The organism is Streptomyces caniferus, from assembly GCF_009811555.1.
Taxonomy (GTDB): Bacteria; Actinomycetota; Actinomycetes; order Streptomycetales; family Streptomycetaceae; genus Streptomyces; species Streptomyces caniferus.
Genome location: NZ_BLIN01000002.1, coordinates 824,218 through 847,172 on the forward strand (window position 1 = coordinate 824,218; position 22,955 = coordinate 847,172).

Below are 22,955 nucleotides of genomic sequence, written 5' to 3' on the forward strand. Positions count from 1 at the left end.
AGGTATGAGTGACAACAGCGCATTCGGCGACTCCGGCGGCTTTCGGACCGAGCACGACTCCATGGGCGAGGTGCGGGTGCCCGCGCATGCGAAGTGGCGGGCGCAGACGCAGCGTGCGGTGGAGAACTTTCCGGTCTCGGGGCAGCGGCTGGAGCGGGCGCACATCGAGGCGCTGGCCCGGATCAAGGGGGCGGCCGCCAAGGTGAACGGCGAGCTGGGCGTCCTGGACAAGGACATCGCACAGGCCGTGCAGGAGGCCGCCGCGGCCGTCGCGGAGGGGCAGTGGGACGACCACTTCCCCGTCGACGTGTTCCAGACGGGGTCCGGGACGTCGTCGAACATGAACACCAACGAGGTCGTCGCGACGCTGGCGAGCGAGCGGCTGGGCCGGGAGGTGCATCCGAACGACCACGTCAACGCCAGCCAGTCGTCCAATGACGTCTTTCCCTCCTCCCTCCACATCGCGGCGACGTCGGCGGTCCTCAACGATCTGATTCCGGCGCTGGAGCATCTGGCGGAGGCGCTGGAGCGCAAGGCGGAGGAGTTCGCCGAGGTCGTGAAGTCGGGGCGGACGCATCTGATGGACGCGACGCCGGTGACGCTGGGGCAGGAGTTCGGCGGCTATGCCGCCCAGGTGCGCTACGGCGTCGAGCGGCTGCGGGCGTCGCTGCCGCGGCTGGCGGAACTGCCGCTGGGCGGTACGGCGGTGGGGACCGGGATCAACACCCCGCCCGGGTTCTCGGCCGCGGTGATCGCCGAGGTGGCGCGGGCGACGGGGCTGCCGCTGACCGAGGCGCGCAACCACTTCGAGGCGCAGGGGGCGCGCGACGGGATCGTCGAGACGAGCGGGCAGCTGCGGACGATCGGGGTCGGGCTGACGAAGATCGCCAACGATCTGCGGTGGATGGCGTCCGGGCCGCGGACCGGGCTCGCGGAGATCGCGCTGCCGGACCTGCAGCCGGGCTCGTCGATCATGCCGGGGAAGGTCAACCCGGTGATCCCGGAAGCGGTGCTGATGGTCGCGGCGCAGGTCACCGGCAATGACGCGACGGTGGCGGCGGCCGGGGCGGCCGGCAACTTCGAGCTGAACGTGATGCTGCCCGTGATCGGGAAGAACGTGCTGGAGTCCGTGCGGCTGCTGGCCAACGTCTCCCGTCTGCTGGCGGACCGTACGGTCGACGGGATCACCGCGAACGCGGAACGGGCCCGGGAGTACGCGGAGTCGTCGCCGTCGGTCGTCACTCCGCTCAACAAGTACCTCGGGTACGAGGAGGCGGCGAAGGTCGCCAAGAGGTCCCTCGCCGAGCGGAAGACCATCCGCGAAGTGGTCGTCGAGGGCGGCTATGTCGAGCGGGGCCTGCTGAGCGAGGAGCAGTTGGACGAGGCGCTGGACGTCCTGCGGATGACGCGGCCCTGAGGCGGTCCCGCCCCTCGTCGCGCGCCGGCGCTCCCGTTACGGCGCGGGTGGCGAGGGGCGGCCCGCGTTATCACGCCCGTAACGCCCGGTGCGGCTCATGTCACGGCGCGCTGCGTGCCGCAACACTAAGATCTGCGCATGACAGCGGACATGGTGGACACGACGGAAGGCGAGACACCCGGCGGACGCGGGACGGCCGGGGCGGGGCGGGCGGCGGGTGGTGGTGCGACGGGCGCGTCACACTGGGCGCCGGGGGACCACATCCTCTGGCGCTACCGCGACAACGCCGACGCCGGACGGTTCCACATCTGTCGTCCGATGACCGTTGTCCAGGACACCGACGAGCTGCTCGCGGTGTGGATGGCGCCGGGCACGCCCTGCATCAAGCCGGTGCTCGCCGACGGCACCCCGGTGCACCGCGAGCCGCTGTCCACCCGCTACACCAAGCCGCGCCGGACCGCCCACGACCAGTGGTTCGGCACCGGTGTGCTGAAGCTGGCCCGGCCCGGCGACCCCTGGTCGGTATGGCTGTTCTGGGAGCGCGGCTGGCAGTTCAAGAACTGGTACGTCAATCTGGAGGAGCCGCGCCGCCGTTGGCCGGGCGGCATCGACTCCGAGGACCACTTCCTCGACATCTGTGTCTATCCGGACCGGCACTGGGAGTGGCGGGACGAGGACGAGTTCGCGCAGGCGCAGCGGGACGGGCTGATGACGGACGCTCAGGCCTCCGAGGTCAGATCGGCGGGCCGGGCCGCGATCGCACAGATCACGGCCTGGCGCGAGCCGTACGCCGACGGCTGGGAGGACTGGCGGCCCGATCCGGCCTGGGGTGTTCCCCGGCTCCCGGACGACTGGGACCGCGCACCGGATCGTTTGCGGTCGTGAGGGAGTGAACGGGAAACGGGTGAGTGAAGGGGGCGAACCGTGGAAAGGTGCGCCTATGGGTACAGCACATCCCCGCAAGGCGAGGAGCGGGGCCGAGCCCCCTTGCTGTGCCCCCGGTCTTCAAACGTAGGATCGTCCTCCGCAAGACTGCACAGGCGCAACTCCAGAACGGGAAAACGAACTTGACCGCGGTCGCAGGAGGGGCGAGGTCGTGAGTGCGACTCACTACGACGGATACGAAGGGCTGTACCGGTTAGCACTGGACCGGGCCGGCCAGGCCGAGGCGTTCGACGCGATCGGCGACCGGTACGACGACGCCTTTCCCCACAAGGAGGGCCAGCTCGCCTCGGGCACCTGGCTGGCCGAGACCCTGCCCGCCGGTTCGCGCGTCCTGGATCTCGGATGCGGGACGGGCCTGCCGACCGCACGTCAACTCGTCGACGCCGGACACCGCGTCGTGGGAATCGACCTCTCCCCCTCGATGGTCGCACTGGCCCGGGAGCACGTCCCGGACGCCGACTTCCACCGGCTGGACATCGCCGATCTGCGCGGCGGCCGACTCGGCGGCCCCGGCTCCTTCGACGGTATCGCCGCCTATTTCTCTCTTCTGATGCTGCCCCGTGCGGAAATCCCTTACGCACTGGGCATGCTCCATGATCTGCTACGACCTGAAGGGCTGCTGGCCCTGTCCATGGTCGAGGCGGATGTGGACGACTTCACCATTCCGTTCCTGGGCAACTCGATCCGGGTATCGGGTTACCTGCGGGACGACCTGCGCCGGGTCGTGCACGACGCGGGTTTCGACGTCGTCGGGGAGGATGCCTACGCATACGCCCCGTCGAGTACGGACGTACCACCCGAGATCCAGCTCTTTCTGCACCTGCGACGCGCCTGAGACGCAGCGCGTTGGGCGCGCCCCGCACCGGCGGCGCGCTCGGAACGCGGCGCGTTTGGCGCACAGCCCCGGACGGATGGAATCCCACGCGTGACGGAGCACCCCACCTCCCACGAATCGCGGCGGTCGGCCTCGACCGCCGCGCCCTCGGCGTCCCCTGCGCGGGGGCCGGCCGGGACGGCGTCGTACGGCGCGGTCCCCGACCCGCGCAGCGCCCTGCAGCAGCCCGTCGCGCCGGGGTTCGCCCCGTCGCCCGGCGCGGGGTTCGCGGTGCGCGGCGGTGACGACATAGGTCTCGCCGGTGTCGCCGTCACGGCCTCGGGCGGTCCGCCGGCCGGCCGTCACGACGACGAGCCGGCCGTGGACCACGGCGCGGCGCGGCGGGACCCGTCGGCGGACGCGGACGGCGCCGCCGCGGGCCACACCGGCGGGCGCACCAGTGATCACAGCGCCGCTCACAGGGGCGGTCATGCCGCCGCACGGGACGTCTCGCTCCCGTACGGGGAGGCGTACGGCGACGCGTACGGGGAGGTGGCCATGCCTGCGGGAGGACGGCCGGGCGGGGCGGCGGATGCGGGGCGGGAGACGGCCCGTGCCGGACGGCGGGCGGCGCAGGGCGCGGTGGACCGTGCCGAGGCGCCGGAGCCGGGCGAGGAGCCGCACCACGGGCAGCGCCCGCGGCACGGCGCCGAGGGCATCGGGCGCCCGCGTGAGGGCGACGGTCCGGGCGGCGGCGGGCGGTCGCGGCCGCACGCCGGTGAGCCGGGCGGGACGGTGCCGGGGCAGCCGTCGCCGGCGCCGCACGGCGGACGGTCCGCGGGCCCGGGTGCCCACGGTGAGGCATCGCGTCCGGCGGCCGGGGAGGCCACCGCGGCCGAGGCGTCCGGACCGGCCGGTCCGCCGCAGGGCCGGCCGCCCGTTCCCCCGGCCCGCTCGGCGCATCCGGGCGAGAGCAGTGAGGTGGCCGCGGCCCGGCAGGCCGGCGGCGACCGGCTGCGCTTCATCGGGGCGGCGACGCGGCGGATCGCCCGCGGCATCGACCTCGACGAGATCGTGCTCGGGCTGTGCCGGGCGACGGTGCCGACGTTCGCCGACGCCATCCTCGTCTATCTGCGCGATCCGCTGCCGGTGGGCGACGAGCGCCCGACCGGCCCGGTGGTGCTGCGGCTGCGCCGTACCGACCGGATTCCGGAGGAGCCGGACACCAACGGCGGCCGGCTGCCGATGCTCCCCGCACAGCCCGATCTGGGCCCGGCGATGGGCGGCAGCGCGGCGGAGCTGGCCGAGGTGGAGCCCGGCGGTCCGCTGGCCGAGGTGCTGCGCGGCGTACGGCCGTTGTTCGGCGAGGCGCAGGCGGCGCGGACGGCGCTGCCCGAGCTGCTGGGGCCGGATCCGCGGCTGCCCAGTGGCCATCGGGTGATCCTGGCGCCGCTGCGCGGCCGTCGCCGGGTGATCGGTGCGGCGGTGTTCCTGCGCCGCCCGGACCGGCCCGCGTTCGAGCCGGACGATCTGCTGGTGGCGGCGCAGCTGGCGACGCACACCGCGCTGGGCGTGGACAAGGCGGTGCTCTACGGCCGCGAGGCGTACATCGCCGACGCGCTGCAGCGCACGATGCTGCCGGACTCGCTGCCGCAGCCGACCGGGGTCCGGCTGGCCAGCCGCTATCTGCCGGCCGCCGAGACGGCGCGGGTGGGCGGCGACTGGTACGACGCGATCCCGCTGCCGGGCAGCCGGGTGGCGCTGGTCGTCGGCGATGTCATGGGGCACTCGATGACCTCGGCCGCGATCATGGGCCAGTTGCGCACGACCGCGCAGACGCTGGCGGGGCTGGACCTGCCGCCGCAGGAGGTGCTGCACCACCTGGACGAGCAGGCCCAGCGGCTGGGCTCGGACCGCATGGCGACCTGCATGTACGCGGTGTACGACCCGGTGGCGCACCGGATCACCATCGCCAACGCGGGCCATCCGCCGCCGGTGATGCTGCACCGCGGCGGGCGCGCCGAGGTGCTGCGGGTGCCGTCGGGCGCGCCGATCGGCGTCGGCGGGGTGGACTTCGAGGCGGTGGAGCTGGACGCCCCGGCGGGCGCCACCCTGGTCCTCTATACGGACGGTCTGGTCGAGTCGCGGATCCGGGACGTGTGGACGGGTATCGAGCAGCTGCGGGAGCGGCTGGCGGAGACGGCCCGGCTGACGGGTCCCAACCCGCCGCCGCTGGAGCCGATGTGCGACGAGGTGCTGGACATGCTGGGCCCCGGCGACCGCGATGACGACATCGCGCTGCTGGCGGCCCGGTTCGACGGGATCGCGCCGAGCGATGTCGCGTACTGGTATCTGGACCCGAAGGCGCAGACGGCCGGGCAGGCCCGCCGGCTGGCCCGGCGGGCGCTGGCGCGCTGGGGTCTGGAGGAGCTGACCGACCAGCTGGAGCTGCTGGTCAGCGAGGTGGTGACCAATGCGGTGCGGTATGCGGAGCGGCCGATCACGCTGCGGTTGCTGCGAACGGACGTACTGCGCTGCGAGGTGGGGGACGACGTACCGCAGCTGCCGCGGCTGCGCCAGGCCCGGCCGTCGGACGAGGGCGGTCGCGGCCTCTATCTGGTCAACCGGATGGCGCGGCGCTGGGGCGCGACCCGTCTGAGCATGGGAAAGGTCGTCTGGTTCGAGCTGAGCATGCCTCCGGGGGCCCCGCGCGGCTGACGCCGGGCGGGCGCCCGGCCGCCACGTCCCACATATTGGACCCCGTCTGAGATCAGATGGGGTCCAACTTTTGCCGACGTGCCGTCGGGGTACTTGACTGCTTGGGTGGATGTAAGGGACTGACTGGCCCAATACGGGACCGACCACACCCTTCTCCCAGTCGTCGAAACAGGAGGCACTCCTCCATGACCAGCTCCGCGCAGCACGTCCCGCGCACGACGAACAACGCCGGTAACCCGGTGGAGAGCGACGAACACTCACTCACTGTGAGTCCGGACGGTCCCATCCTGCTCCAGGACCACTATCTGATCGAGAAGATGGCCCAGTTCAACCGCGAACGGGTCCCCGAGCGGGTGGTGCACGCCAAGGGCTCCGGCGCCTACGGCTTCTTCCACGTCACCAACGACGTCAGCCAGTTCACCAAGGCGGATCTCTTCCAGCCCGGCAAGACCACCGAGATGCTGGCCCGCTTCTCGACCGTCGCGGGCGAACAGGGCTCCCCCGACACCTGGCGCGACCCCCGTGGCTTCGCCCTGAAGTTCTACACCGAGGACGGCAACTACGACCTGGTGGGCAACAACACCCCGGTCTTCTTCGTCCGCGACACGATCAAGTTCCAGGACTTCATCCGCTCGCAGAAGCGCCGCCCGGACAACGGGATGCGCGACAACGACATGCAGTGGGACTTCTGGACGCTGTCGCCGGAGTCCGCCCACCAGGTCACCTGGCTGATGGGCGACCGCGGCATCCCCAAGAGCTACCGCCACATGAACGGCTACGGCTCGCACACCTACATGTGGGTCAACGCCGGCGGCGAGAAGTTCTGGATCAAGTACCACTTCAAGACCGACCAGGGCATCGACTTCCTCACCCAGGAGGACGCGGACCGGATCGCCGGCGCGGACGGCGACTTCCACCGCCGCGATCTGTTCGAGGCCATCGACGGCGGCAATGCTCCGTCGTGGACGCTCTATGTACAGGTCATGCCGTTCGCCGACGCCCCGGACTACCGGTTCAACCCGTTCGATCTGACGAAGGTGTGGCCGCACGGCGACTACCCGCTGATCGAGGTCGGGCGGATGACGCTCAACAAGAACCCGGAGGACTACTTCGTCCACATCGAGCAGGCGGCGTTCGAACCGTCCAACATGGTGCCGGGCGTCGGCCCGTCACCGGACAAGATGCTGCTGGGCCGGCTCTTCTCGTACGCGGACACCCACCGCTACCGCATCGGCCCGAACTACGCCCAGCTGCCGCCCAACCGGCCGCACGTACCCGTCCACTCGTACGCGAAGGACGGCCCGATGCGGTACGAGCCGTCCCGCGCGGCCCGGCCCTACGCGCCGAACAGCTACGGCGGCCCGGCGGCGGACACCCTGCGCTACGGGGAGCCCGCGGGCTGGGAGACCGGCGGCGAGATGGTCCGCGAGGCCTACACGCTGCGGCGCGACGACGACGACTTCGGCCAGCCGGGCACGATGGTCCGCCAGGTCCTCGACGACGCGGCCCGCGACCGGCTCGTCGACAACGTGTCCGGCCATCTGCTGAACGGCGTCAGCCGTCCGGTGCTGGACCGCGCCCTGCAGTACTGGCGCAACATCGACAAGAACGTGGGCGACCGGATCGCCCACCAGGTGAACGGCGGCTGAGGCGCCCGCAGCAGCCGGCTCATGGTGATCCCGGGCTGAACACCGGCACCTCCGACTCCGGTGTTCAGCCCTCTTCCTTCGGCGAGGCAGGGGGTGACGGCAGGACGGTCGGCGCTCGCACGGGTCAGGCAGCCCGCTGCCGGCGCTCCAGGGCCCTGGCCGCGCGACGTCGTGGGGATGAGGTGGGGTCGATGGCCCCGGCGCCCTCGCCTTGCGTGTTGCCCCACGCGGTGATCTTTTTCGCGACCCGGGCCAGGCCGGGGTCGCCAGGCTTCACCGCAATCTCGAAGTGGCTCTCCTTCGCATGCCGCTTGTCGCCACCCCAGGAAACGGTTCCTTCACAGTCCGCGAGGACATCTCGAATGATCAGCAATTCACTTGGGAAGAACCCGCCGGCGACTCCCACCGGATACATTCCCGACCGGATCGCAATCGCCGTTCCCGAGAGGTAGTTGCTCTCATAGTCCTCGGTGAACCTCCGGTGGCGCGCATACCCGGACACATCGCCATCTTCCAGTCCTGCTATCTCGTAGTGGAATCTCCGGATCACGTGGAGCAGGACCGTGGCGACGTCACCGGCCAGGAGGGGGACACTGAGCGAACCAGCCCCTTGGATTCGATGCGGAGGCGCCTCGCCGATCACCGGCCAGCCATTCTCCGTCGCGCTTCCGCCCCAGCCTGGGTTTTCGTTTTCAGCGGCGGAAGCGGATCCCGTCATGCCACCTGACCATAAAGCTGCGCCGCCGGCGAGGCCCACACCTGCGAGCAGGATCCGCCGGCGATCCGGACGGAACGTGGAGGATAAGGGATCATTCATGGGCAGGCTCCTTCTTGTTCTTGATCACTGTCCATATGGACATAGCCGCACACAGCACGAATCCCGCCGCACACACGAAGAGCACCGGGTTGACCCAGGAGGGCACGAGGTCGACGATCGTTCCGTCCGTCCATTTGCAGACGCGGGAAAGCGGGAAAAGCGTCTCGGTAATGGAATCAGGTCGGTTCGATGGCCCCTTTCCGGACTCCACTCCACACATCTTCGGCGCCTGCGTGAAACCAGACATCAGGCCGATGAAGTACACCGGCAGGCCGATACTCGCACTCAGAGAAAACACCTTCACCCACAGCGACGGCCCCTTTTTGCTGCGGAGAGAATTCCGGTTCTCGGCGCGACCTTTCCCCCTTACTCGGTACAGCTGGATGAACGCACCCACGATAACGAGGGCCAGCACGGCAGGGAAGAACACGGCAGTTGCATTACTCATCAGGACCGACTCAGGTTCTCTTTCTGATTCTTGAGGTACCGGGCCCGTAGGCGGGATTCCTGCCCGGCGCGAGCTTGCAGCGTATCGGCAAACCCCTTGCAAAATTCGGTGAGCTTGTCCCCTGGCAGCATCCATGGCATGAGAACAGAGCCGTTACCACCGGCATTCTTGCTGATCAGGTACTCACGACCAAGAGAGATCGTCGGATCAATCTCCATCGTGAGCATATAACGCGCCAGATCTGTCGCGGTGGCGACCGAACCGCCGAAGCGCTGAGTGAAGTAGTCCTTGAAGCGCGTCAGGCCACCAGTTTCTGCGTAATGATGACGGACAGCCTCGACAATTGTCTTCTTTCTGCGCACCCGCTCCGCGATCAGGTAACCATCGGCGTCCTCCACAAGGTCACCGAAACCGAACGTGGAGTCGACTCCGATCTTCCCCAGCTTGGCCTGGCAATAGGCATATCCGGACGGGTAGCTCTCATGGTCACGACGCCACTCCCCGTACAGGGTGTAGATGTCGCCGGCCCAGCCCCCCACGTCCCCGGCACCGCCCCGGGTGGCACTCGAAGGCTGCTCCTTCACCAAGTGGGCGTTGGCAGTGGCAAGCATGTGCTCGGCGCCGAGAAGGTGCCCGGTGAAAGGGTCCTTGTACTCGTCGTAGACGAACGCTCCGTGCTCATCGGCGTAGTCGATGAAACCTTGGTCCGGATCACCGATGAGCGCCCACCACTGGATATCACCGTACGAGCGGTGCCGCACGTACTCCATGACGAGTCGATTGGGGTCGCCTTTCCCGTAGCTCTTCGCCAGCCCATAGAGCATTTCGACGTACGAGATGAAGCCGTCAGCCGGGGAGGCCGTCCTGTTCACACTGTTCTGGCCATCGTCCGTACCCGCACGGTGGGCATCCTTATCCAGATCATAGGGACCGTCGGACGAGGGAATCTTACTGATCTCTTTGATCTGGGTGAATGACCAGTTGGCCGGCATCGGAAAGCCGAGATTCCCGGAGAATCCCCATGACATCCCAGAGACAAAGGAATACCGCGCATAAGTTTCCTTCGTCACCTTCGAGCACACATTTCGCGATCCATAGACACCGTGAATGTAGCGTTTCTCCTTACTGCCGAGCGCCGACGAAATTCCGTAGAAGTAGGGGACAATGTTCGACGCTATCTCTTCACTGGTTGCATCGTAGTCGACAGCGAAATAGATGACGGTGCCACGATTGAATCCGTATGAAATAGCACGTTCATGCGCGAGAAGTCCGTGCTGGTAACCAGCCGTGTAGTTGAAGTCGACCAGCCGGCGCCCGTTGTCCTGAAAGATCGGGAATACTCTCAGCCCAGCCTTGAAAATGTTCTCCAGCTCGCCAGGCTTGAGGTACTTGTCGATGCTGTTCGGTGGCTGATAGATGTAGCGCCCAACATACCGGTGACCTGAATTGTAGAGATCCCGGCCTATGGCGGGGGTGATGGTGAACCGGGTGTCGCACCCATTGACCTGGCGGTCCGGGTCTCCGGTGGACACCAGCAGCTGAGCCCACGTGGCGAAGTCGCCTATCTCCGACGCGGGCAGACCGGAGAACTTCTGAAACTCCCCCACGAAGGTGGCGAGAGCGGAGTCGAACGAACTCTTGAAGCTGGTGATGTACGTCTTGGTGCCTGTGTACACCGGCTCGTTGAAGACACAGGCCGCAGAGAAGAGTTGGACGAATACGCCCGAGCCTCCTTGGGACAGGACATGCCCCTTCAGTCCCGCCTTCGTGCCCTCCCCGAAGTTGCCGGTGACCTGGTCTTCAGGAATTCCGAGTTCGTACTGGATGGCTTTCATGAGCGCCGTCTGGACATCTCGCGAGTAAATCCCGTCGCACGGCCCCACGTAGAAGGTTGACTTCTTGAAATAGCGGCCGTTCAGCCATCGCTGGATTTCCCGGACCTTGTCCGAACCGCCGGTGAGCAGCACGTACGCGTCCATGGTCAGCAGGGCTTTGAACAGCTTGGGCTGAACCATTCCATTCGAACCATCGAGACCCGCATTTCCCTTGAGCTGAGCAACCGACTGCGCCGTCGCACTGTCGTACGTCCCTGCACCGTCACCGCCCCAGTAGCCCTTGCAGAACAGCGCGTGCTGGACGATCTTCCTGATGTTGACATTCGGTTCGCCCGAACCGACATCTCCGCGCGCAGACAGCTTGGACAAGGTGGTGGGACCAAAGCTGTCCGAGAGAGTGGGGATCCCCAGTTCGTGCTGCAGTGCACGAGTAAGGGAGTACATGGTTGCCCAGCCGGTGCGCCCGTCCTCCGGGCACTTCGTATATCCCGCCACTCTCGCATAGGTCGCATTGACCCACTTCTGGGCAGCAAGCACTTTGTCGTCAGCCATGTCTCTTCTCTCCATAGGTGAACGCCGAAGGCTCCGCCGGTACGCCTCTCCGGCGTCCGGAACGGGCAGTGCGGTGGTGTGGCGTATGCATCTGATGACGACGGCCGGGGCTTCTGGCGCAGCACGGCCGGACTGTTGCAGCGAAAAGGCGACGAGCGCTCCCGCCGGACAGCAGAATGCTGTTCCCGGAGGGTTTTGACGGTTCTGCTCGGCTCGTTGATGACTTCCGGTGGCCCGCAACCGCGGGGCGGTTGCGGGCCACGGCCCTGGGCGGAGAGCCAACGAAAGGGCGCCCGTTCGGCGCCCCGGCGCTCATCCTGCCGTCCCGTTTTTTGTCACCGCCATGGCGCATGCGGTGGCAACCTGGCCGACAGGAATGCACTGCACGCCCTGTCAGTTACTCCAATGATCAGTCACACGGCGGGACGGTCGTCACCCTGTCGATGAGCGCGGCGTGGGAGCTCTTGGAGTCCTTCATGATTGCGGTGACTGTCGCGCAGAATCCGGATTTGACGCGGACCGGGCCGGCGTACTGGCTGAAGTTGCCCTCATCCGTGACGCACGGCTGACCGTGAGAGTTCTCGCACAGCTTGAGCTTCATGTACTTGGTGAAGCCCGAGTTGTTGTCGAAGACGGCGCAGGACGCTCCGGCTGCGTTCTTGTAGGTGAAGAGAGTTCCGAAGCGAGTCGCGTCCGGCAAGCGCTCGGCGTACGTGAGCGCATATCCGGAGCCGCACAGCGAGGCCATCGCCTGCACCGCCTGCGGGTCGGCCGCGGCGATGGCCCGGGTTTCACTCTTCGCCTCCGGCAGGAGTGTGACGCCGGAGGCCTTCGGCGTCGCGACAGCAGAAGCTTGCGGAACGACGAGCCCAAAGGCCGCAATCGATGTCACGGCCACCAGAACACGGGCTGTGGACTGTAACTTGCCAGGCATATGTTTCCCCCATAGATGCCGATCCGTGGTGCAAGACCAGAGGCCAGACAGCAGCTGCTCCCCAACAGCCCCTGGCTCACGGCGAGTTCATTCGCCTCGGGATCAGCGCGGAGCTTAGCGGTGGAACGCTTGTCCGGGAAAGGGGGAATCTTCCCCCAGCCCGGCGGGCTCCGGCCCGTCGCGACGGCTTGTCACGACCACAGGGCGGTTCAGAGTCAACACGCGGACGGTATAAGCCACTCATCCCCGCTGGCGCTACATAGCGTCAGCATGTGCTATCCATCACGATTCTTCACACGTACCGATTTGTCGCTCTGCTGGGGACTTCGCGGGCAGCGACGCAACCCGCCATGGACGCAGTCACTGACGAGTCGTCGCTGTGCCGCGTCGGAGGATCCTGCGCGCCGGCCCTCACCGGGCCCCAGCGCTTCGCCCCCGGGGAAGAGTCTCGCCTGGAAAGGCCGCACGCCCTTCGAGGTGCAGCCGCACGGTTCTCATACGAGAGAGGGGCACCCGAAACGTCGGGTGCCCCTCTCTCGGTGCCGGCCGGACTGACGCGTCAGTTGAAGCCGGGCAGACTGTCGGCCTTGTTTCCGCCTGTCTCGTCCCCGGTACCACCGGTTGGGTTGCCGTCGCCGCCGGCGCCGCCGCCGTCCACCCCGCCGTCCGGCGAGCCGGAGCCGGACGGGACGGGCGGGCTCGGCCGCCCGCTGTTGGTCGGTGAGGGCGGCCCGCTCGGCTTCGTCGGGGTCGGCGAGGGCGAACCGCTCGGCGTCTTGGACGGACTCGGGCTGGACGACGGCGTGTGGCTCGGCGTCGGGGTGGGGGTCGGGGGGATCGCGGCACCCATGTTGGTGTCCAGGTCGAAGTCCGCGGCGGTGTTGCCGTTCAGCGCGGCCTCGGTGTAGTCCGCCCACACCCGGGCCGGGTAGCCGCCGCCGTTGACCCGGCCGTCGCCGCCGGCGTTCTTGAGCGTGACCTGCCGGCCGCCCTGGGGCGACTCGCCGAACATGCCCACGGCGGTGACCAGCTTGGGCGTGTAGCCCACGAACCACGCCGACTTGTCGTCGTCGGAGGTGCCGGTCTTGCCCGCCGCCTTGTAGGCGGTGTTCTTCACGGCATCCGAGGCGGTGCCGTCGTTGACCACACCCGTCAGGACGGAGGTGACGGTGTCGGCGGTCTGGCGGCTGAGCACCTGCTCGCCGATCGGGTTCTTCAGCGGCACCTTGGTGTCGACGCCGTTGACGCTGTGCGAGGCCCGGGTGACCAGCGTCGGGGTGACCTTCTTGCCGTGGTTGTCGAGGGTGGCGTAGGCCCCGGCCATCTGGAGCGGGCTGGCGCCCATGGTGCCCAGGGTCATGGCGGGCTTGACGTCCATCCTGTCGTCCATGCCGAGACTGACCGCGGTCCTCTTGACGTTCTCCAGGCCGACGTCCGCGCCCATCTGCGCGAAGACCGCGTTGACGGAGTTGTTGGTCGCCGTCTGGACGCTGATCTTCCCGTACGGCTGCTCGTCCTCGTTGGGCGGCGCGAAGGGGATGGTGCCGCCGACGACCGGACGGCGGTTACGGCCGTCGTAGATGGTGTTCGGGGTGATCGGGACGCGGTCCTGGGTGACCGCGTTGTTCTCCATGGCGGAGGCCAGGATCAGCGGCTTGAAGGTGGAGGCGGCCTGGTAGTCGGTGCGGGTGGCGTTGTTCCGGTAGTGCTTGGGCGGGCCCTCGCCGCCGTACATCGCCACGATGCGACCGGTCTTGGGGTCCACCGAGGTGGCGCCGAGCTGGGCGTCCGCGTCGACCTTGCGCTTCTTGGGGTCGAGGTCGGCGAGGAGCTTGCGCTTGACGGCCTTCTCCAGCGCCTGCTGCTTGTTCTTGTCGATGCCGAGGGTGACCGTCCAGCCGCCGGCCGCGAACTGCTTCTCGTCGACGCCCTGCGCGAAGAGCTCCTGCTTGGCCTGCTCGACGAGGTAGTTGGTCTGGCCGCTCACACCGGGCGGCGGCTTGGGGTCGTTCGGCTTCTTGAAGGTCTGCTTGCGGCGGTCCTCCGGGGAGAGCCACTTCATCTCGACCATGTTGTCGAGGGTGTAGGCCCAGCGCTCCTGGACCCGCTTCTGGCCGGCGGGGGTCGCGATGGCCCAGTCGTACTGGCTCGGCGCCTGGAGCAGCGAGGCCAGGTAGGCGCCCTGCGAGACGGTCAGCTTCTCGACGTCCACGCCGTAGTAGGCCTGGGCGGCGGCCTGGATGCCGTAGGCGCCGCGGCCGTAGTAGCTGGTGTTGATGTAGCCGGCGAGGATGTCGTCCTTGCCGAACTTGTTGTCCACCTTGAGCGAGATGACGATCTCCTGGAGCTTGCGGGAAACCGTCTGCTCCTGGCTCAGGTAGTAGTTCTTGACGTACTGCTGGGTGATCGTCGAACCACCCTGCTTGCCATGGCCCATCACCGTGTTGAAGATGCCGCGCATGGTGCCCATCAGGTCGACACCGGAGTCGTGGAAGAAGTTCTTGTTCTCCGCGGCGACGAAGGTGCGCTGGACGTCCTTGGGTATGCGGTTCAGCGGGACGTTCTCACGGTTGCGCAGACCGGTACGCGCCATGACCTTGCCGTTGGCGTACTTGTAGACGTTGCTCTGCAGCTTGGCTTCGTTGTTGCCCTTGGGAATGTCCACGTACAGATACAGGCCGATGAAGCCGAGGATGCCCAGCAGGCATACCCCGAGGAAGGCTCCGAGGAGCTTCTTCCAGGTGAAGAAGCGGCGTATGCCGGACTTCTTGTCCTTCGTTCTGGCCCGGCGGGCGCTTCCCTGTCGCGCCCGTCTCGCGTCCGCTCGGCCCATCGCTTCAGCAACTCCAGTCGTTCCGCCCCCAGCTAACTCAGCTGTTGAAGCTAACACCGCATCTATAAACAAATACTCATCGATCAAGGCTTTTCCTGACGTGACAAACAGCACCCGGCATCACGGAACCAAGGGGTGGGTTTTGCGCGTCGCCACGGCCCCACCTGGGAACTTTCCGCCGACGGACCCCCGTGCGACCTCTGGACACCCCACCGTCCCAGGGATTAAAGTGCTATCACTTTGCTAGACCAGAGACATCACCCCTTGCGGCCGACATCACGTACCGCATGGGGAGAAACGGGGATTCCATGTCCGACCAGACACCGGCCGACCGCTCCGCCGATCCCGGCGAGGACCTCGCCGCCGACGCTCCCGAGATGCCCCGCCCGCAGGTCCGCGAGGTCCCGGCGCACAGCATTCCGGGCGGCCTCGCCCTCCTGCTGACCGTGCTCGGCGTGGCGCTGGGCATCGCCGCGATCATCGTCGGCGGCGTACTCGGCGACGGCGGCCACAAGGCGGCCGGTGTGCCGATGATCATCGCCGGCGTCCTGCTGCTCCTCGGCTCCTTCTTCTGCATGACCGGCGTGAAGATGGTCGCGCCCGGCGAGGCCCGGGTCATCCAGCTCTTCGGACGGTACGTCGGCACCATCCGCACCGACGGGCTGCGCTGGGTGAACCCGCTCACCAGCGCCCGGAAGATCTCCACCCGGGTGCGCAACCACGAGACCGCCGTCCTCAAGGTCAACGACGCCTACGGCAACCCGATCGAGCTGGCCTCGATCGTGGTCTGGCAGGTCGAGGACACCGCCCAGGCGCTCTTCGAGGTCGACGACTTCCTGGAGTTCGTCGCCACCCAGACCGAGGCGGCAGTCCGGCACATCGCCATCGAGTACCCCTATGACGCACACGACGAGAACGCCCTGTCGCTGCGCGGCAACGCCGAGGAGATCACCGAGAAGCTCGCCCTGGAGCTGACCGCACGGGTCCAGGCCGCCGGCGTACGGATCATCGAGTCCCGCTTCAGCCACCTCGCCTACGCCCCCGAGATCGCCTCCGCGATGCTCCAGCGGCAGCAGGCCGGCGCGGTGGTCGCGGCCCGCCAGCAGATCGTCGAGGGCGCGGTCGGCATGGTCGAGCAGGCGCTGGACCGGATCAGCCAGCAGGGCATCGTCGAGCTGGACGAGGAACGGAAGGCGGCCATGGTCAGCAATCTGATGGTGGTGCTCTGCGGCGACCGGGCCGCCCAGCCGGTCCTGAACACGGGCTCCCTCTACCAGTGAGCGAGCGCACCGCGGACCGGCGCGCGCCGAGCGCGGGCGAGGCCGGACGAAGCGAGGCTTCGGCATGAGTGCCGACACCCCCGAGGGGCCCGACGCCGAGAGCGGGCGGGCCCCCGCGCGACAGCCGCAGCGGCGCAAGCAGGTGCTGCTGCGGCTGGACCCGTCGATCCATGACGCGCTGACCCGGTGGGCCGACGACGAGCTGCGCAGCGCCAACGCGCAGATCGAGTTCCTGCTCCGCAAGGCGCTGTCGGAGGCGGGGCGACTGCCCCGCGGGGCGGGGGCGATCCCGCGGCGGGGGCGGCCGCCCAAGCAGCCGAGGGACGACCGGCCACCGGGGGCCTGAGGGGCCGGACACCGGGTGAACGGGACGACGCGTACGCTAAACGCCAGATGTATACACCGTGCGTATAGATCTCCTATAGAGTGCGCGGTGCACCCCTGGTCCGGCGCGTCCGCAGGCCCCACGGGGCGTATCCCTGCCCGTACTCCCTAAGGCCCGCCCATGACCCCGGCCGGTTCCCCGCCCGAAGCCGACGCACCGCACGGGGCGAACGGCGCCGCGCCCGCCCCCGCGCACCGGGGCGGTCCCGCCGTCTGGGCCCGTGACCTCGCCATGGGCCTCCGATTCGCCGTCGCCGGGGGCCGCGAGGGCTGGGCCCGTACGTTCCTGACCGCCGTGGGCGTCGGGCTCGGGGTGGTGCTGCTGCTCGGGGCCGCCTCGGTGCCGCACCTCCTGGCCAGCAGGCAGGAACGCCTCGAGGCCCGGCTCGTCGACCGGAACACCGAGGCGGGGACCCGCCCCGGCCCCGGCACCCTGCTGTACCGCGAGGTCGGCACGGAGTTCCGCGGGGACAGCGTCCGCGGCGTGCTGCTGCGGCCCGACGGCCCCTCCCCCGTCCGGCCGCCGGGGGTGCGCACCGTCCCACGGGCCGGCGAGATGGTGGTCTCGCCCGCGCTCGGGGAGCTGCTCGCCGCACCCGACGGCGCACTGCTGCGGGAGCGGCTCGGGCGCCGGGTCGTGGGCACCATCGCCGCCCCGGGCCTGGCCGGTCCCGGCGAACTGGCCTACTACGCGGGCGAGGACGGCCTCACCCCCTCCGCCCGGGTGCCGCGCATCGGCCACTTCGGCGGCGAGCTCCCCGCCGCACCGATGAATCCCCGGCTCGGCGTCATCGTCGTCGTCGCCTGTGTGGTGCTGCTGATGCCGGTGGCCGTCTTCGTCGCCACCGCGGTGCGCTTCGGCGGTGAGCGACGCGACCGCCTGATGGCCGCACTGCGGCTGGTGGGCGCCGACCGCCGGATGACCCGGCGGATGGCGGCGGGCGAGGCGCTGGGCGGGGCGCTGGGCGGGCTGGTGGTGGGCGCGGGCCTGTTCCTGCTCGCCCGCCGGCTCCTCGGGCGGATCACCGTCTGGGACGTCAATGCCTTCCCCGCCGACCTCGCTCCGGACCCCGCGCTCGCCGCGCTGATCGCCCTCGCCGTGCCGCTCGCCGCGGTCGCCGTCACCCTCGTCGCCCTGCGCGGTGTCACCGTCGAGCCGCTGGGCGTCGTCCGCCGGCACCCGGTCCGGCGCCGCCGGGTGTGGTGGCGGCTGCCGCTGCCGGTCCTCGGTGCGGCGGTGCTGCTGCTGAGCGGCACGGGCCCGTCGGCCCCGGTGGATGCCCGGATCCATCCCGCGCTGCTCGCGGGCGGTGCGCTGCTGGTGCTCTTCGGGATCACGATGCTGCTGCCGTGGCTGGTGGAGGCGGTGGTGGCCCGGCTGCGCGGCGGCCCGGTCTCCTGGCAACTCGCGGTGCGCCGCCTGCAGCTAAGCAGCGGCACCGCGGCCCGCCCGGTCAGCGGCATCACCGTCGCGGTGGCCGGCGCCATCGCGCTGCAGATGCTGTTCGCCGCCGTCCAGGGCGACTTCGTGACGACGACGGGACGGGGCGCCTCACGGGGCCGGCTCCTCGTCACGCTGCCGACCCGGGACGCCGCGGCACACCGGAGGATGGCCGGGGAGCTCCGTGCGACCAAGGGAGTCCGCGGTGTCGTCACGGTCCTGAACGCCTCGGCGTCGCCGTCCGAGGGCCCTGGCAGTCCGCCCGTCCCGTTGGCCGTCGGCGACTGCGCCGGGCTCCGGGAGCTGGTGGACCTGCCCCCGGCGGACCTGCGCTCCTGCAAGGACGGCGAGGTCTTCCTCTTACGGGACGACAGCGGAGCGGCCGATGACGGCTCGTTCGCGCGGGCCGTCCGGCCGGGCCGGACGGTGCTGCTGCACGACGGGCCGGACGGACCGCGGGCCGGCGGCCGACGGGTGCCGTGGACCGTCCCCGGAGCGGCCAGGACCCTCACCTCGCGCCCCGGCCCCGCGGGCGCCGTCGCCCCCTTCCCCTTCGGCGTCTTCTCCACCCCGTCGGCGCTTCCCGTACCGGATCCCGCCGATCCCACGGCCGAGGCGGTGCTCACCACCGACCCCCGTGTCCCGGACGCGGCCGAGTACGCCCGCAACACCGCGGCCCGCCTCGATCCGGCGGCGGACGTCCGGGAGCTGCGGAACACCGAGCGCGACCGGCAGTTCACCAGCGTGCGCACCGGGCTGCTGGCCGCCTCGACGGTGACGCTGGCGCTGATCGCGGCGAGCATGCTGCTGGCCACGCTGGAGCAACTGCGCGAGCGTCGTCGGCTGTTGTCGGTGCTGGTGGCGTTCGGCACCCGGCGGGCCGCCCTGGGCTGGTCGGTCCTGTGGCAGACCGCCGTGCCGGTGGCCCTCGGGCTGGCGCTCGCCGTCGTGGGCGGCAGCGGGCTGGGGCTCGTCCTGCTGCGCCTGGTCGGCACGTCCTCGCCGGACTGGTCGGTGATCTGGCCGATGGCGGGGGCCGGCGCCGCGCTGGTCCTGCTCGTCACCCTCCTCAGCCTGCCGCCGCTGTGGCGGCTGATGCGCCCGGACGGGCTGCGGACGGAGTGATCGAGGCGGACCGGGGCCCGCGCCCCCGGGGGGCCGCGCGCACCCGCCGCGGGACCCGGCACTCTCGCACCCACCGCTATACAGGGCGCGTATACACCAGCGATACACCCCCGAGTAAGGTGGTCCGCATGTCAATCGGTCATACGCTGCTGGGCCTCCTGGAGTCCGGACCCCGCCATGGCTACGACCTCAAGCGGGCCTTCGACGAGCACTTCGGCCAGGACCGGCCGCTGCACTACGGGCAGGTCTACTCCACGATGTCCCGGCTGCTGAAGAACGGCCTGGTCGAGGTGGACGGGGTGGAGGCCGGTGCCGGCCCGGAGCGCAAGCGGTATGCGATCACGGACGCCGGGATCACCGATGTCGCCCAGTGGCTGGCCCGCCCGGAGAAGCCCGAGCCGTACCTCCACTCGACGCTCTACACCAAGGTCGTCCTGGCCCTGATGACCGACCGCGACGCCGCCGAGCTGCTGGACACCCAGCGCGCCGAGCATCTGCGGCTGATGCGCGGGCTGACCGAGCGCAAGCGCTCCGGCGACCTCGCCGACCAACTGATCTGCGACCACGCGCTCTTCCACCTCGAAGCCGATCTGCGCTGGCTGGAGCTGACCGCCGCCCGGCTCGACAAACTGGCGGAAGCGGTCCGCGCATGACGCCGGAGGGATCCCTGCTCGCGGCGGAAGGGCTGTGCAAGACCTACGGGGAGACACCGGCGCTGGACGGCGTGGAGTTCTCCATCCACCCGGGCGAGGTCGTCGCCGTCATGGGGCCCTCCGGCTCCGGTAAATCGACCCTGCTGCACTGCCTCGCCGGGATCATCGCCCCGGACGCCGGCACCGTCCACTACGGCCCGCACTCCCTGACCGCGCTGAGCGACGCCCAGCGCAGCGCCCTGCGCCGTACCGACTTCGGTTTCGTCTTCCAATTCGGCCAGCTGGTGCCGGAGTTGACCGCGCTGGAGAATGTCGCGCTGCCGCTGCGGCTGAACGGCACCAAGCGCAAGGAGGCCGAACGCCAGGCGCGCGAGTGGCTGGAGCGGCTGGAGGTCGAGAAGGTGCAGGACCGGCGGCCCGGGGAGATATCCGGCGGCCAGGGCCAGCGGATCGCGGTGGCCCGCGCCCTCGCCACCCGGCCGCGGGTCGTCTTCGCTGACGAGCCCACCGGCGCCCTCGACTCGCTCAACGGCGAACGCGTACTGACCCTGCTGACCGACGCCGCCCGGGACACCAACGCCGCGGTCGTCCTGGTCACCCACGAGGCCCGGGTCGCCGCCTACTCCGACCGGGAGATCGTGGTCCGCGACGGCAAAGTGAAGGACATGCCGGCGGGCTTGCTATGAGCCTGCTGGGCTCGCACACGGGCAGCGGCCACCCCGGCGACCGCGCCCCCGGACCTCCCGCCCCCCGGGGCCCGTCCGCCGCCGCGCGCACCGGCCCCCTCGCCTGGGCCCGTGACCTCATGATGGGGATGCGGTTCGCGGCCGGCGGCGGCCGCGAGGGCTGGGTCCGTACGGCGCTGACCGCCGCCGGCGTCGCGCTGGGCGTGGCCGTCCTGCTGCTCTGCTCCTCCGTGCCGCCCCTGATGGACGCCTGGCACGGCCGGGAGAAGGCCCGCGAGAACCTCGGCCAGGAGCACCCTCCCCCGCCCTCCGCCCGCACCCTGCGCTACGCCTCGACCGACACCACCTTCCGCGGTGTGCCGGTCCGCGGCCGCCTGGTCCGCCCGGACGGCGCCCGACCGCCCGTCCCTCCCGGCATCGGCCGGCTCCCCGGCCCCGGACGGATGCTCGTCTCCCCGGCGCTCAAGGAGCTGCTGGACTCCCCGAGCGGTGCGCTGCTGCGCGACCGGCTGGACTACAAGGTGGCCGGCGTGATCGGTGACGCCGGTCTGCGCGGCCCCCAAGAACTCACCTATGTCGCGGGGAGCGCCACGCTCACCGCGGCCAACGGCTACCGCATCGACCACTTCGGCAAGGAATGGCACCCGCCGCCGATGCGGGCGCCCGCCGTGCTCCTCGTGGTCATGACGTGTGTGACGCTGATGACGCCGGTGATGGTCTTCATCGGCACCTCCGTACGGTTCGGCAACGAGCGCCGGGAGCGCCGGCTGGCCGCGCTCCGGCTGGTCGGCGCCGATGTCCGCACCACCCGCCGGATCGCCTCCGGTGAGGCGCTGTTCGGTTCGCTGCTGGGGCTGGTGGGGGGCGCCGCGCTGTTCCTGGCCGGCCGGCAGGGCGCGTCGGCGGTCACGCTGTGGGACGTCAACGTCTTCCCCTCGGACGTGGCCCCGTCCCCGGTCGCCGCCGCACTGATCGCCGTGCTCGTCCCGACGGCCGCCGTCCTGGTGACGCTGTTCGCCCAGCGCGGCATCACCGTCGAGCCGCTGGGCATCGTCCGCAACCGCCCCGCGCTCCGCCGCCGGCTGTGGTGGCGGGTGGCGCTGCCTGCCGTGGGCGTCCTGCTGCTGGTGCCGCTGGCCCGGGAGCGGCCGTGGCACGACACCGTGCTCAACACCGTCCGCCTCGCGACCGGCTCGATGCTGCTGCTGCTCGGCGTCACCGTCCTGCTGCCCTGGCTGGTGGACACGGTGGTCGGCCGGCTGCGCGGCGGTCCCGTTCCCTGGCAACTCGCGGTCCGCCGCCTGCAGCTGAGCAGCAGCTCGGCCACCCGCGCGGTCAGCGGCATCACCGTCGCGGTGGCCGGCGCCATCGCGATCCATATGCTCATGACGGGTATGCAGGCCGGGTACACCCAGGCGTACGCACAGTCCGGCAAACTCCCGCGGATCGGCCTGTGGGACAACGCCGACGGCTGGCCGCAGACCCAGCGGGCGCTCACCGCGCTGCGCGCCACCCCCGGGGTGACGGCGGTCCGCGGCACGATCGACGCGAACGTCGGCCGGCTGCCGGCCACCGCGCTTCCCGCCTCCGCCGGACCGCCCTCGACGCTGGCCATCGGCAGCTGCGCCGAGCTGCGCAAGCTGGCCCGTCTGGGCTCCTGCCGGGAGGGCGAGGTCTTCGTCACCGATGCCGCGGACCGGGACCCCGCCCTCGCCCCCGGGGCACGGATCAGGCTCAACCCGGCGTACCTCGACGACGATCCGCAGCCCCCGCACCCCTGGACGATCCCCGCGGCGGCCCGCGGCGCCCGGCTCCTCGACCACGGGCGCGGCCCCGACCGCGTCACGTACGACCTTCTGGCCACGCCGTCCGCGATCGACACCGGCCGGCTCAAGGACCCCACCATGGAGTTCAAGGTCGACTTCGATCGCGGCACCCCGGACGCCGTGGAGCACATCCGCAACACCGTGGCCCATATCGACCCGACGATGAACGAGTTCTCCGCCGTCGACAATCCGCATGACGCGCAGTACACGAGCGTCCGCGAGGGCCTGTTCGCCGGCGCCGCGCTCACCCTGCTGCTGATCGGCTCGGGCCTGATCATCTCCACCGTCGAGCAGCTCTACGAGCGCCGCCGACTGCTGTCCACCCTCGATGCGTACGGCACCCGCCGCGCCACCCTGGCCTGGTCGGTGCTGTGGCAGACGGCCCTGCCCGTGGTGCTCGGCCTGGGCCTGGCGCTGGGCTGCGGGCTGGCGCTGGGGACGCTGCTGCTGACGATGATCGACAGCACGGTGACGGTCGACTGGCCGGTGGTGGCGGGGATCACGGGGATCGGCGGCGGCATGATCTTCTTGGTGACGCTGCTGAGCCTGCCGCCGCTGTGGCGGATGATGCGGCCCGACGGGCTGCGGACGGAGTGAG

Annotated in this window: 16 protein-coding genes; 11 read left to right on the forward strand and 5 right to left on the reverse strand. The window is 69.9% G+C overall.

Annotation, left to right across the window (positions count from 1 at the left end; translation table 11 throughout):
• The first annotated feature begins 4 nt into the window (after positions 1-4).
• The 5 genes from Scani_RS05475 (at position 5) to Scani_RS05495 (ending at position 7,543) form a co-directional block, all read left to right on the forward strand.
• A complete protein-coding gene (locus tag Scani_RS05475) occupies positions 5-1,417 on the forward strand; it encodes a class II fumarate hydratase (protein WP_159470552.1) in 1,413 nt (470 codons plus the stop codon).
• Between the two features lie 138 nt (positions 1,418-1,555).
• Complete coding sequence (fomD, locus tag Scani_RS05480) at positions 1,556-2,302, forward strand: cytidylyl-2-hydroxypropylphosphonate hydrolase (protein WP_246295495.1); 747 nt, start codon at positions 1,556-1,558, stop codon at positions 2,300-2,302.
• Positions 2,303-2,513: 211 nt separating this feature from the next.
• Complete coding sequence (locus tag Scani_RS05485; protein WP_159470554.1) at positions 2,514-3,197, forward strand: class I SAM-dependent DNA methyltransferase; 684 nt, start codon at positions 2,514-2,516, stop codon at positions 3,195-3,197.
• A 537-nt stretch (positions 3,198-3,734) separates the two neighbouring features.
• Positions 3,735-5,894, forward strand: a complete 2,160-nt coding sequence (locus Scani_RS05490) for a SpoIIE family protein phosphatase (RefSeq protein ID WP_371872324.1) — start codon at positions 3,735-3,737, stop codon at positions 5,892-5,894.
• A gap of 185 nt (positions 5,895-6,079) precedes the next feature.
• Entirely contained in the window at positions 6,080-7,543 is a 1,464-nt protein-coding gene (locus Scani_RS05495; RefSeq protein ID WP_159470558.1) for a catalase, read from the forward strand.
• Positions 7,544-7,667: 124 nt separating this feature from the next.
• On the opposite strand, the gene Scani_RS05500 is transcribed toward Scani_RS05495, so the two are convergent.
• The 5 genes from Scani_RS05500 to Scani_RS05520 form a co-directional block, all read right to left on the reverse strand.
• Positions 7,668-8,360, reverse strand: coding sequence for a hypothetical protein (locus tag Scani_RS05500; RefSeq protein ID WP_159470560.1), 693 nt, complete (start codon positions 8,358-8,360; stop codon positions 7,668-7,670).
• On the reverse strand, positions 8,353-8,808 hold the full coding sequence (locus Scani_RS05505; protein ID WP_159470562.1) for a hypothetical protein: 456 nt from the start codon (positions 8,806-8,808) through the stop codon (positions 8,353-8,355). The genes Scani_RS05500 and Scani_RS05505 overlap by 8 nt, the downstream gene beginning before the upstream one ends.
• Positions 8,808-11,195, reverse strand: a complete 2,388-nt coding sequence (locus Scani_RS05510; RefSeq protein ID WP_159470564.1) for a glycoside hydrolase domain-containing protein — start codon at positions 11,193-11,195, stop codon at positions 8,808-8,810. The genes Scani_RS05505 and Scani_RS05510 overlap by 1 nt, the downstream gene beginning before the upstream one ends.
• A gap of 409 nt (positions 11,196-11,604) precedes the next feature.
• A complete protein-coding gene (locus Scani_RS05515; protein WP_159470566.1) occupies positions 11,605-12,087 on the reverse strand; it encodes a hypothetical protein in 483 nt (160 codons plus the stop codon).
• A 601-nt stretch (positions 12,088-12,688) separates the two neighbouring features.
• Positions 12,689-14,962, reverse strand: coding sequence for a transglycosylase domain-containing protein (locus tag Scani_RS05520; RefSeq protein WP_159470568.1), 2,274 nt, complete (start codon positions 14,960-14,962; stop codon positions 12,689-12,691).
• Positions 14,963-15,270: 308 nt separating this feature from the next.
• On the opposite strand from Scani_RS05520, the gene Scani_RS05525 reads away from it, so the two are divergent.
• The 6 genes from Scani_RS05525 (at position 15,271) to Scani_RS05550 (ending at position 22,954) form a co-directional block, all read left to right on the forward strand.
• Positions 15,271-16,242 (forward strand): SPFH domain-containing protein, encoded by a 972-nt coding sequence (locus Scani_RS05525; RefSeq protein WP_159470570.1) that lies wholly within the window; start codon positions 15,271-15,273, stop codon positions 16,240-16,242.
• Positions 16,243-16,306: 64 nt separating this feature from the next.
• The gene (locus Scani_RS05530) at positions 16,307-16,588 is read left to right on the forward strand and encodes a type II toxin-antitoxin system antitoxin (RefSeq protein WP_159470572.1); all 282 of its coding nucleotides are present in this window, start codon (positions 16,307-16,309) and stop codon (positions 16,586-16,588) included.
• A gap of 159 nt (positions 16,589-16,747) precedes the next feature.
• The gene (locus tag Scani_RS05535) at positions 16,748-19,192 is read left to right on the forward strand and encodes an ABC transporter permease (protein ID WP_159470574.1); all 2,445 of its coding nucleotides are present in this window, start codon (positions 16,748-16,750) and stop codon (positions 19,190-19,192) included.
• Between the two features lie 128 nt (positions 19,193-19,320).
• Positions 19,321-19,845 (forward strand): PadR family transcriptional regulator, encoded by a 525-nt coding sequence (locus Scani_RS05540; RefSeq protein WP_159470576.1) that lies wholly within the window; start codon positions 19,321-19,323, stop codon positions 19,843-19,845.
• Positions 19,842-20,531 (forward strand): ABC transporter ATP-binding protein, encoded by a 690-nt coding sequence (locus tag Scani_RS05545; RefSeq protein ID WP_159470578.1) that lies wholly within the window; start codon positions 19,842-19,844, stop codon positions 20,529-20,531. Before Scani_RS05540 ends, Scani_RS05545 begins: the two co-directional genes overlap by 4 nt.
• The gene (locus Scani_RS05550) at positions 20,528-22,954 is read left to right on the forward strand and encodes an FtsX-like permease family protein (RefSeq protein ID WP_159470580.1); all 2,427 of its coding nucleotides are present in this window, start codon (positions 20,528-20,530) and stop codon (positions 22,952-22,954) included. Before Scani_RS05545 ends, Scani_RS05550 begins: the two co-directional genes overlap by 4 nt.
• Position 22,955 lies beyond the last annotated feature (1 nt).

Coding starts and splice junctions, on each gene's coding strand:
- Scani_RS05475 (WP_159470552.1), top strand. CDS start 5: ATGAGTGACAACAGCGCATTCGGCGACTCCGGCGGCTTTCGGACCGAG.
- fomD (WP_246295495.1), top strand. CDS start 1,556: ATGACAGCGGACATGGTGGACACGACGGAAGGCGAGACACCCGGCGGA.
- Scani_RS05490 (WP_371872324.1), top strand. CDS start 3,735: ATGCCTGCGGGAGGACGGCCGGGCGGGGCGGCGGATGCGGGGCGGGAG.
- Scani_RS05495 (WP_159470558.1), top strand. CDS start 6,080: ATGACCAGCTCCGCGCAGCACGTCCCGCGCACGACGAACAACGCCGGT.
- Scani_RS05500 (WP_159470560.1), bottom strand. CDS start 8,360: ATGAATGATCCCTTATCCTCCACGTTCCGTCCGGATCGCCGGCGGATC.
- Scani_RS05505 (WP_159470562.1), bottom strand. CDS start 8,808: ATGAGTAATGCAACTGCCGTGTTCTTCCCTGCCGTGCTGGCCCTCGTT.
- Scani_RS05510 (WP_159470564.1), bottom strand. CDS start 11,195: ATGGCTGACGACAAAGTGCTTGCTGCCCAGAAGTGGGTCAATGCGACC.
- Scani_RS05520 (WP_159470568.1), bottom strand. CDS start 14,962: ATGGGCCGAGCGGACGCGAGACGGGCGCGACAGGGAAGCGCCCGCCGG.
- Scani_RS05525 (WP_159470570.1), top strand. CDS start 15,271: ATGTCCGACCAGACACCGGCCGACCGCTCCGCCGATCCCGGCGAGGAC.
- Scani_RS05530 (WP_159470572.1), top strand. CDS start 16,307: ATGAGTGCCGACACCCCCGAGGGGCCCGACGCCGAGAGCGGGCGGGCC.
- Scani_RS05535 (WP_159470574.1), top strand. CDS start 16,748: ATGACCCCGGCCGGTTCCCCGCCCGAAGCCGACGCACCGCACGGGGCG.
- Scani_RS05540 (WP_159470576.1), top strand. CDS start 19,321: ATGTCAATCGGTCATACGCTGCTGGGCCTCCTGGAGTCCGGACCCCGC.
- Scani_RS05545 (WP_159470578.1), top strand. CDS start 19,842: ATGACGCCGGAGGGATCCCTGCTCGCGGCGGAAGGGCTGTGCAAGACC.
- Scani_RS05550 (WP_159470580.1), top strand. CDS start 20,528: ATGAGCCTGCTGGGCTCGCACACGGGCAGCGGCCACCCCGGCGACCGC.